The sequence below is a fragment of the Centipeda sp. (in: firmicutes) genome (assembly GCF_057271695.1).
In genome coordinates this window covers 1-10,403 of record NZ_DBHIVL010000081.1, presented here as the reverse complement: position 1 = coordinate 10,403, position 10,403 = coordinate 1, and the positions used below count along the sequence as shown (strand labels likewise).

Genomic DNA, 10,403 nt, shown 5'->3' with positions numbered 1-10,403 from the left:
TTCGTAACAGTTTTGTGCCTTGAAGCGTAGCGGAAAGGAATGGTCATAATCATGAGTCAGATCGGGGTCAACGAACAGACGCCGCGCGAGATTGTTGCCGAACTCGACAAATACATCGTAGGGCAGCATGAGGCAAAGCGTTCCGTCGCTATTGCACTCCGCAACCGCTGGCGCAGCCGTCAGCTGGACGATGAGATGCGTGAGGATGTCATCCCGAAGAACATCCTGATGATCGGTTCGACCGGTGTCGGCAAGACCGAGATCGCACGCCGTCTTGCACGTCTCGTCCGTGCGCCGTTCCTCAAAGTCGAAGCGACGAAGTTCACAGAAGTGGGCTATGTCGGTCGTGATGTCGAGTCCATCGTGCGCGACCTCGTGGAGACCGCTGTGCGCATGGTGCGTCAGCAGAAGATTGAGGACGTGCAGGAAAAGGCACGGGAAAATGCGGAGGAACGACTGATCGATGTCTTTGTTCCTCCTGCCAAAAAAACTGCGAATCCACTCAGCAGCCTGTTCTCCTCGGACACAGAGGAGAAGCAGGAAGCGGAGGAGCTGCCGAAGTATCAGGCGGGACGTGAGTGGGTGCGCAAGCGTCTCCACAAGGGAGAGCTGGAAAGCGATGTCATCGAGATCGAGGTGGAGGAGTCCGCACGCCCTGCCGGCAATATGTTTGCAGGATCGTCCCTCGAGAGCATGAGCGACAACCTCCAATCCATGATTGGAAAACTTGTGCCGAAAAACCGTCGCAAGCGCAAGGTCACGGTCGCGCAGGCACGCAAGATCTTCACTGCCGAGGAGGCGGACAAGCTCGTCGATATGGATGTGGTCGCTGATGAGGCGGTACATGCCGCAGAGTACAGCGGCATTGTCTTCCTCGATGAGATCGACAAGGTCGCGGTCAGCAATGGGCGCAGCTCGGGCGCGGACATCTCGCGCGAGGGCGTACAGCGCGACATCCTGCCCATTGTCGAGGGCTCGACCGTTATGACGAAATACGGCCCGGTGAAGACCGATCACATCCTCTTCATCGCTGCCGGTGCATTCCATATGGCAAAGCCGTCCGACCTCATCCCCGAGCTGCAGGGACGCTTCCCGATTCGCGTGGAATTGAAGTCGCTCGTCAAGGCGGACTTTGAGCGCATCCTCACCGAGCCGAAGAACGCACTCATCAAACAGTACAGCGCACTCCTCGGCGTCGAGGGTGTAACGCTCCGCTTTGCAGACGATGCCATCGCGCGTCTTGCTGAGCTTGCGGAGACGGTCAATGAGCAGACCGAGGACATTGGCGCACGCCGCCTTTACACCCTCCTTGAGAAGCTGCTTGAGGATCTCTCGTTTGATGCGCCAGATCTTGAAGAGAAGGACATCGTCATCGACAGTGCCTATGTGGACCGCTGCCTCGCCGACATTGCGGGCGATCACGACGTATCGCGTTTCATCCTGTAAACAACAGAGACACAAAGAACGGTTTGGATTTTTTTCCAAGCCGTTCTTTGCTATTGCCTAAGTCTCTTTTTTATGCGATAATCCATTATGAAAGAATATGCGTATAGGGGGAGGGTGGACATGGACGAACAGGGCGGTCTCTTTGAGCGCACGGTCTATCAGCCGCTTGCCGAACGTGTTCGTCCGCGTTCGCTGGAGGAGTTTGTCGGGCAGGAGCACCTACTCGGTAAGGGGAAGGTACTGCGCCGCCTCATCGAGAGCGACCATATCACCTCCATGATCTTCTGGGGACCGCCCGGTGTCGGCAAGACGACACTTGCACAGATCATCGCCGCACGGACGCAGGCGAAGTTCATCAATTTCTCTGCGGTGACGAGCGGGATCAAGGATATCCGTACGGTGATGCAGGAGGCGGATCGCCGCCGTATGTACGGAGAGCGTATCATCGTCTTTGTCGATGAGATCCATCGCTTCAACAAGGCACAGCAGGATGCCTTTCTGCCGTTCGTCGAAAAAGGCAGCATTGTGCTGATCGGGGCGACGACGGAGAACCCCTCGTTTGAGATCAACAGTGCTCTCCTGTCCCGCTGTCGCGTCTTTGTCCTGCAAGGACTGAATACGGAGGACATCGGGCGGCTGCTCCGCTATGCGATATCCTCTGAGCGCGGTCTTGGCAGTCAGCAGATCCACCTCTCCGACGATGGCCTGATGGCGGTTGCCGCGTTTGCGAACGGCGATGCACGGAGCGCACTCTCCACGCTTGAGATGCTCGTTCTGAATGCAGACGAGCGTGACGGCGAGATCTATGTGACAGAGGAAAATCTGGCGCAGTGCATCTCACGCAAATCCCTCCTCTACGATAAGAGCGGAGAGGAACATTTTAACCTCATCTCCGCTCTGCACAAGTCCATGCGCAACTCAGACCCCGATGCGGCGGTCTACTGGCTTGCGCGGATGCTTGAAGCAGGGGAGGATCCCCTCTACGTCGCACGCAGAGTGACACGATTTGCGGCGGAGGATGTGGGGCTTGCCGATCCGAGGGCACTTGAACTTGCCGTTGCAGCATATCAGGCTTGTCACTACATCGGATTCCCCGAGTGCAATGTCCATCTGACCGAGGCGGTGATCTACCTCTCCCTTGCACCGAAATCGAACGCAATGGAGACGGCGTATCTTGCAGCAGCTGCGGATGCACGCACGATGCTTGCAGAACCTGTTCCGCTCGTGATTCGGAATGCCCCAACCAAACTCATGAAAGACCTTGACTATGGCAAGGGCTACCAATATGCACACGATACGGAGGAGCGTATTACGAATATGCAGTGCCTGCCGGATTCGCTCGTTGGAAAAACATACTATCAACCGACGGAGCAGGGGATGGAAGGACGTTTTCGCGAACGTCTGGATTGGATCAAAGAGTGGAAGAAAAACCATCCCGCGAATGACAATCCAAATAAATAAATATAAATAACTATAAATATGCGATAAATAATAAAAAATATTGTGTGTGATGACGATGATATGCGTCATTGAGAGAAAGGAAGGAACTCCGGCGTTGGATGGGAAGCTGAAATTATACGGGTTTAACAACCTCACCAAGGCGTTGAGCTTTAATATCTATGATATCTGCTATGCGAAATCTGCGCGAGAGCAGCGGGACTATATTAAATACATTGACGAGCAATATAATTCCGATCGTCTCACAAAGATTCTCTCGCAGGTCACGGATATGATCGGCGCGCGGATTCTCAACATTGCCAAGCAGGATTATGATCCGCAGGGAGCGAGTGTCACCATGCTCATTGCAGAGGAGGCGGCGGTCGTCTCGGGCAGCAAGAAGCCGGTCAATGCAAAAGCACCCATGCCGGAGACCATCCTCGCACATCTCGACAAAAGTCATGTGACGGTGCACACCTATCCCGAGTACCATCCCGATACGAGCATTGCAACCTTCCGTGTGGATATTGATGTGGCGACCTGCGGGGAGATCACACCGCTGCAGACGCTTGACTACCTCATCAGTCAGTTTGATTCGGATATTATCACGATGGATTACCGCGTACGCGGTTTCACCCGTGACTTGCAGGGACGAAAGCTGTTCGTGGACAGCAAGATGACCTCCATTCAGGAGTTTATCAAGCAGGAGACACTGGACGAATACGATGCCGTTGACATCAATCTCTACCAGGCGAGTCTCTATCATACGCGGATGCTCATCAAGGAGCCGCAGCTGCAGAACTATCTATTTAATACGGATGTCGATGAGATTCCGCCGAAAACGCGCCTCCTCATCAGCACCAGTCTGCGCCGTGAGATGATCGAGATCTTCAGCGGAAGGAATGTCTACTGACGAGCAGTTTCATCCGCTCATTGCCGTCCTATGTTGAGGAGGACGATCCTATGCCCATGTTCAAAAAAGCTCTCCTCATCCTTCTCGTTCTCGCTCTTGCCGCTCTCGGTGGCACGATGTACGGCTCCTACGCAGGACAGCAGGCAATCACCCTGGATGAGGGGACACGCGAGAACGCTGCTGCTCCGCGCACCGTTGTCGTCTATGTGACAGGTGAGGTGAAAAAGCCGGGACTTGCCACATTGACCGAGGGGCAGCGCGTTGCCGACGCGGTCAACGCAGTAGGCGGTGTGATCGAGACGGCGGACATCGAGCGCGTCAATATGGCAGCTCTGTTGGAGGACGGAATGCAGATCCGCGTGCCCGAACGCATTGGAAGAGATGCCGAGCATCTGAGGAACACGCAGAGCGGTAAAACAGCGAGTGGACAGATCAACCTCAATACGGCGAGTGAGAAGGAACTGCAGGAACTTCCCGGTATTGGTCCCGCCATGTCTGCACGCATCATCGAGTACCGCGAGACAAACGGACCTTTTCAAAGCATTGAGGATGTAAAAAAGGTGCGCGGCATTGGCAATGCCAAATTTGAAAAAATGAAAGATAAGGTGACTGTATGAAGACAGGGCAGTATCCGCTCTCCTTCCTCTGTGGTCTCCTCGTGGCGTTCGGTCTGGGGATTTTTTGCAGTGCGTGGCTGCATATCTCCTTTGTAACGTATGCCCCTTACCTCATCGGTTTGCTCTTGGCAGCAGCCCTTGCATCGGCAGTCCTCGCCATACAGGCGAATGAACGGACATGGATTGCCTTTGTGGGGCTTTTTTTCATATTGGGTATCTTTCGCTTTGCCGCCGCATACGAGCTTCCGAGCCATGATATTTCTCATGCGGCAGGGGCGTGTGTACGTGTTGCGGGCACAATTGTCGCCGAACCTGTAGTCCGCACAGATGCAGATCATGTGCAGCACATACGCTATATTGTGGAACCCCATCACATAACGCAGGGGCATGAGGAGCATCCCGTCAGCGGAAAAATCCACATCCACATGATTCATAAAGGCGAAGGGGATTGGGCGTACGGACAGATTGGCGATGAGGTAGCGGCGGTGGGGACGATTCGCCGTCCGCATGGCTATCAGAATCCGGGTCTGATTGATACGGTGTTTTTGCTCCGCTGTGACGGAATTACGGCGCGGGTTTTTGCAGAAAACAGCGAGGTCGAAATTACACCGAACGAAACACCGACCTTTGCACAGAAATTTCTTCGATGGGCGGCACAAGTGCGTGCACATTACATCAATCGTATGACGGAGGTCATGCCGCGCGAAGATGCTGCTGCAATCTTTGCCATGCTCTTTGGCGGGTATGAGGGCATCCGACCGGAACTGCTCGAAGCCTTTACAATCACTGGAATTGTGCATATTTTGTCGGTCTCCGGCTCTCATATCAGCCTCCTTGCCGCAGTCATTGCATGGCTTGCATTATTTTTCCGACTGCCGCGTGCCCTGTCCGCAACGGCGGTCATCCTTGCGATCATTGTCTATGTGATCCTTGCGGGACTCGTTCCTCCTGCCGTCCGCTCCGGCATCATGGGGGCGGTTGCGTTTCTTGGGCTTGTGCTCGGTCAGGAGCGCGATGCACGCTATATGCTGGTCCTCACGGGGCTTCTCATGCTCATGATTTCGCCGCTGCTCCTTTTTCATATCAGCTTTCAGCTTTCTTTTTTGGCGACGATGGGGCTGCTCTTTCTCGCCCCCGTCCTTCGTGAGCGGATGAAACCTCTGCCGCGTGTACTTGCGGCAAGTCTCTCCATCACGTTGGGGGCGCAGCTCGCAACACTGCCCATTCTCGCATGGCATTTCAACCAGATCTCCATTTCATCGCTTCTCGCAAATCTCATTGTTGTTCCTCTCGTTGATGTTGTCATTATCCTCGGACTTGGCGGCGGCATCGCAGCCCTTGTCGTTCCATTTTTGGGCAAAATCGTCTTTGGTTTTGACAGTCTGCTGCTCGGTATGACTTTTGAAATGATGCGGGCAATTGCTGCTATGCCCCTCGCACAGATTGACCTTCCATCCATGGGGATATGCGCGGGGTTTTTTTACTATCTCCTTCTTTCATTTCTCATGCTTTCACAGGAAAATAGGGTAACGGTATTTGAATTTATTCGACGTTTTTATATAATTATTGTTATTATTCCTTCCGTTCTTTTTGTTGCGCTATTTTCTTGGTATGTTTCACAACCCGATGAGATGGAAGTTCATTTTATCGATGTCGGGCAGGGGGATGCCGCTCTCGTTTTGACACCGCACGGTCACGCCATGCTCTTTGATGCTGGTGGCACTCGGGATGGCAGGTTTGATATCGGCGCACGCATCGATGTTCCGTATCTGCGTCATCATGGCATTCATACGTTGGACTATATCTTTCTCTCACATGCACACGAGGATCATGCGGCAGGTGCGGGCGCGATTCTCACGCATATGCCGGTCAAGCATGTCTATACCGCCGATGAGGGAACGGCGGTATATGCACGCAGTATGCGTCTCGGCGACGGGAATCCTCTCCTGAGTAAGCTGGGCAGGGCGGAGGCAGGGCAGTCAATTGTCTTGGACGGGGTGACGGTCGATGTCCTCTATGCGCCCAGCTATGGAGAGGTGGATCACGCGACAGGCAACGAGGTCTCGAATGTCTACCGTGTCCGCTATGGAAACGCGAGCTTTCTCTTTACGGGCGATCTCGTCAAGGAGCACGAGGAGAAAATGATTGCGCAGGGGATGGATCTCCATGTGACGGTGCTCAAAGTTCCGCATCATGGATCGGATACGTCCAGCTGTGAGGAGTTTGTTCGTGCGACGCATCCGCTCTATGCTGTTTACTGTGTGGGTGCGGATAATACGTTTGGTCATCCACGTTCCTCTGTACTGGAACGATATGAACGCATGGGAGCGAGCTCCCTGCGTACAGATCGGGATGGTGCGATCGTCTTTCGCACGGACGGGGAGCATCTTTCGGTCAGCACATTTGTCGAGGGGAAAATTTTGCGTGACTGATAAGATGGCGAACGATATGTATGCCGCGACTCTATAATTCGCTAAGGAATCGCTGATAAAATGAAGTCTGTCGGATTAGTGCAGATTTTTTGTCCTGTCAAGGAGACAAACCGGACGCATAGCAAGGACTATGTGGAGGATTTGTCGACACAGACAGGGCGAAAAAGATGTGCTAAGACGGCGCGACTGAATTTATCAGTGCTTCCCTAAATAAGCGTACAAGCACACGAACGCTTACACAACTAAGTGCTTGCGTAGGGAACGCATATTCGTGATCTTTGACGTAAACTCTTGAAAATAAGTGCTTGCTTTTTTTGCAAAAAGTTGATAGAATACTATCTGTTGTTGTCGGGATGTGGCACAGTTTGGTAGCGCGCATCGTTCGGGACGATGAGGCCGCAGGTTCGAATCCTGTCATCCCGACCATCTATTCGACGTATAAAGACCAGCCGATGGGCGGGTCTTTTTCTGTTTATGAACGAATGTGAGGAACGTATGACATCTGAGGAAAAAAGCTGTGCGGGGGATTTGATCGAATTTATTGATGCGTCGACATCACCGTATCATGTGGTGGAGCAGAGTACAAACCTCCTACGTGCAGTTCCTATGAATGAAAACGATGCACTCTCCACAGGGCAGGTTTATTCTTTCTCGCTCTATAACACGGGAATAATTTTTGTTGCGATAGGGGAAAATGCAGCAAAAGGCCCTCTGCGCATTGCGTGTGCGCATACGGATTTTCCATGTCTGCGTGTTAAGCCCAATCCCGTACTCAAGGATCATGGCTATGGAAAGCTGAATGTCGAGATTTATGGCGGTCTGATCCGTAATACATGGATGGATCGACCACTCTCGCTTGCGGGTGCAGTTGCCCTGCGCGCTGATGATCCCTTTGCACCGACATTGCGGCTTGTGGACTTTCGCCGTCCGCTCATGATTGTGCCAAATCTTGCGATTCACATGAACCGCAAGGTGAATGAAGGGGTTGAGCTGAAGCCGCAAAAGGATCTTCTGCCATTGTTCTTCCAAAACGGTAACGGCGATGAGGATGATACAAAGAAACTGCTTGTCCTGCTCGCGGAGGAACTCGGTGTTTCGGCGGAGGATATTCTGTCCTATGATCTGAATGCCTATCCCTATGAGTGTGGCTGTCTTTTGGGATGCGACGATGCTTTTCTCTCCGCACCGCGCCTTGACAACCTCTCATCAGTCAAGGCCTGTATGGATGCCATTCGCGAATGGAACGGTGAAGGTATTCGGGTTGTGGCTCTCTTCGACAATGAAGAGGTGGGGAGTCGCACAAAGCAGGGAGCTGGTTCGACGGCACTCGCTATCCTGTTGGAGCGTGTCTATTACAAGCTGGGGCTTGACCGAGAGGAATATCTCAGAAAAGTTATGGAAGGGTTCTGTCTTTCTGTCGATGTTGCACATGCCCTGCATCCGAATGCGCCCGAGAAGGCAGACCCGACGAATCAGCCTGTTCTAAGCGGTGGAGCTGTCCTCAAGGTCGCTGCGAATCAGTCCTATGCCGGCGATCCCGAAGCATTTGCCGTTGTTGCGGGGCTTTGTGAAAGTGCGAGGATTCCGTATCAGGTCTTTACAAATCACTCCGATGCGGCGGGCGGCGCGACACTTGGGTCGATTCTCTCCACGCAGGTTCCGATGCGGACGATGGACATCGGCGCACCAATTCTTGGAATGCATTCGGCACGCGAAACGATGGGAGCACGGGATCAGTTCGCCCTTACGCAGTTGCTGATGTCTTTTTTTTCCGCTTGAGAGACATTCACACAGAAGCGTGTTATAATAGGAAACATTGGGTAGAAAGAAGGGATTTCTTGCGTGCGGTTGTCACACGAGTGAAAGAAGCGTCCGTCGAAATTGAAGGGCGCATCTGTGGGCAGATTCAGGTCGGCTATCTTATTTTGCTGGGCATTGCCCCCGAGGATACATGGGAGGATGCTGCTCATCTGGCGGAGAAAGTCGTTCATCTGCGTGTATTTTCCGATGAAAACGGGAAGATGAACCGTGCACTTGCCGAGGTGGATGGTGCGGTACTTGTGATTTCACAGTTTACCCTGTTTGCCGATCTCAAAAAGCGTCGCCCGGGATTCTCCAAGGCGGCAAAACCGGAGCACGCAATCCCGCTCTACGAAGCGTTTATGAAGGAACTCAGGGAGCGTGGTGTGCATGTCGAATGCGGAGCGTTCGGCGCGGATATGCAGGTGTCCTCGATCAACGACGGCCCCGTCACCCTGCTCTTTGATACGACCGAGGTATGAAATGAATACGGATTTATTGAAAAAATACGCAGCTCTTGTGATTCGTGTCGGCGTCAACCTCCAGAAGAATCAGCCGCTTATTATCCATGCGCCGATTACGTGTGCGGACTTCGTACACATGCTCACATCGGAGGCATACGATGTCGGTGCCTATGATGTCGCTGTCAACTGGAACGATGAGGAGTTCTCTCACATTCGCTTTCAGAAGGCAAATGCGGCGCGTTTTCGTGAATTCCCCGCATGGCGCAAGGCGTTCTATGACGAGCATGCGGCACAGGGGGCGGCATTCATCTCGATTGCGGCATCGGATCCCGACCTCTATTCGGACATCGATCCGAAGCGTCTCACGGAGGCGAGCCAGACGGCGGGCAAAGCTCTCATGGACTACCGTGCGCGTCTGATGAGCAATAAGAACACATGGTGTGTTGTCTCTGTACCGACAACAGCATGGGCACGCAAGGTGTTTCCAAATTGCTCGGATGCGGAGGCGATGGAGCGTCTTTGGGGAGAGATCCTCAGTGCTGTGCGTGTCTCCAAAAATGAGGATGCTGTATCTGCATGGCGCACGCACATTGATGTTTTGCAAAAGAGGACAGCCTTTCTCAATACACAGGCATTTACGGAGCTGCACTATCGGAATCATCTTGGCACGGATCTGCGCATTGAACTGCCAAAAGGTCATATCTGGATGGGAGGTGCGGAAAAGTCGGCAGAGGGAACGCTCTTTGCTGCCAATCTTCCAACGGAGGAGGTATATACGCTTCCGAAGCGCGACGGGGTGAACGGTACGGTCGTTGCCTCGAAGCCGCTCCACTACAACGGAAATCTGATCAGCGGATTCACGCTTACGTTTGAGGCGGGGCGGGTTGTCTCCTACAAGGCGAAGCAGGGGGAAGAACATTTGAAGGAACTGCTCCATACGGATGAGGGCGCGTCCTTCCTCGGCGAAGTGGCACTTGTGCCGTATGACTCTCCGATCTCGCAGAGCGGCATTCTCTTTTACAATACGCTCTTCGATGAGAACGCATCCTGCCACCTCGCGTTTGGAAAGGCCTATCCGACCTGCATAAAAGGCGGAGAAAGTATGACAGAGGATGAACTTCGTCAACACGGTGTCAACCATTCGCTTGTCCATGAGGACTTTATGATTGGAACGAAAGACCTCACGGTGGTCGGACGGACACCGTCGGGGGAGACAATCACCATCATGGAACATGGTAACTTTAGGAAGCACTGATAAATTCAGCGCCGCCATCTTGACGCATCTTTTTTGCCC

9 protein-coding genes and 1 tRNA gene are annotated in these 10,403 nt (G+C 53.2%); all 10 read left to right on the top strand.

Annotated features, from left to right (window positions below):
• The first annotated feature begins 51 nt into the window (after nt 1-51).
• The 10 genes from hslU (at nt 52) to ACO6BQ_RS10650 (ending at nt 10,364) form a co-directional block, all read left to right on the top strand.
• The gene (gene hslU, locus ACO6BQ_RS10695; RefSeq protein WP_489120864.1) at nt 52-1,446 is read left to right on the top strand and encodes an ATP-dependent protease ATPase subunit HslU; all 1,395 of its coding nucleotides are present in this window, start codon (nt 52-54) and stop codon (nt 1,444-1,446) included.
• Between the two features lie 120 nt (nt 1,447-1,566).
• Complete coding sequence (locus ACO6BQ_RS10690) at nt 1,567-2,907, top strand: replication-associated recombination protein A (RefSeq protein WP_489120863.1); 1,341 nt, start codon at nt 1,567-1,569, stop codon at nt 2,905-2,907.
• 94 nt (nt 2,908-3,001) lie between these two features.
• On the top strand, nt 3,002-3,796 hold the full coding sequence (speD, locus tag ACO6BQ_RS10685) for an adenosylmethionine decarboxylase (RefSeq protein WP_489120862.1): 795 nt from the start codon (nt 3,002-3,004) through the stop codon (nt 3,794-3,796).
• Nucleotides 3,797-3,846: 50 nt separating this feature from the next.
• A complete protein-coding gene (locus tag ACO6BQ_RS10680; RefSeq protein ID WP_489120861.1) occupies nt 3,847-4,413 on the top strand; it encodes a helix-hairpin-helix domain-containing protein in 567 nt (188 codons plus the stop codon).
• Nucleotides 4,410-6,845 carry a DNA internalization-related competence protein ComEC/Rec2 gene (locus ACO6BQ_RS10675; protein WP_489120860.1) on the top strand — a complete coding sequence of 812 codons (2,436 nt, stop codon included), beginning with the start codon at nt 4,410-4,412 and terminating at the stop codon, nt 6,843-6,845. Before ACO6BQ_RS10680 ends, ACO6BQ_RS10675 begins: the two co-directional genes overlap by 4 nt.
• Before the next feature lie 60 nt (nt 6,846-6,905).
• The gene (locus ACO6BQ_RS10670; protein WP_489120859.1) at nt 6,906-7,055 is read left to right on the top strand and encodes a secretion protein HlyD; all 150 of its coding nucleotides are present in this window, start codon (nt 6,906-6,908) and stop codon (nt 7,053-7,055) included.
• Nucleotides 7,056-7,194: 139 nt separating this feature from the next.
• A tRNA-Pro gene (locus tag ACO6BQ_RS10665) sits at nt 7,195-7,271 on the top strand.
• Between the two features lie 69 nt (nt 7,272-7,340).
• Nucleotides 7,341-8,624: a M18 family aminopeptidase gene (locus ACO6BQ_RS10660; protein WP_489120858.1), complete on the top strand. Its 1,284-nt coding sequence runs from the start codon at nt 7,341-7,343 to the stop codon at nt 8,622-8,624.
• Nucleotides 8,625-8,683: 59 nt separating this feature from the next.
• Nucleotides 8,684-9,127, top strand: coding sequence for a D-aminoacyl-tRNA deacylase (dtd, locus tag ACO6BQ_RS10655; RefSeq protein ID WP_489120857.1), 444 nt, complete (start codon nt 8,684-8,686; stop codon nt 9,125-9,127).
• 1 nt (nt 9,128) lies between these two features.
• Entirely contained in the window at nt 9,129-10,364 is a 1,236-nt protein-coding gene (locus tag ACO6BQ_RS10650; RefSeq protein ID WP_489120856.1) for an aminopeptidase, read from the top strand.
• The last annotated feature ends 39 nt before the right edge of the window (nt 10,365-10,403 follow it).

Coding starts and splice junctions, on each gene's coding strand:
- hslU (WP_489120864.1), top strand. CDS start 52: ATGAGTCAGATCGGGGTCAACGAACAGACGCCGCGCGAGATTGTTGCC.
- ACO6BQ_RS10690 (WP_489120863.1), top strand. CDS start 1,567: ATGGACGAACAGGGCGGTCTCTTTGAGCGCACGGTCTATCAGCCGCTT.
- ACO6BQ_RS10680 (WP_489120861.1), top strand. CDS start 3,847: ATGCCCATGTTCAAAAAAGCTCTCCTCATCCTTCTCGTTCTCGCTCTT.
- ACO6BQ_RS10675 (WP_489120860.1), top strand. CDS start 4,410: ATGAAGACAGGGCAGTATCCGCTCTCCTTCCTCTGTGGTCTCCTCGTG.
- ACO6BQ_RS10670 (WP_489120859.1), top strand. CDS start 6,906: ATGAAGTCTGTCGGATTAGTGCAGATTTTTTGTCCTGTCAAGGAGACA.
- ACO6BQ_RS10660 (WP_489120858.1), top strand. CDS start 7,341: ATGACATCTGAGGAAAAAAGCTGTGCGGGGGATTTGATCGAATTTATT.
- ACO6BQ_RS10650 (WP_489120856.1), top strand. CDS start 9,129: ATGAATACGGATTTATTGAAAAAATACGCAGCTCTTGTGATTCGTGTC.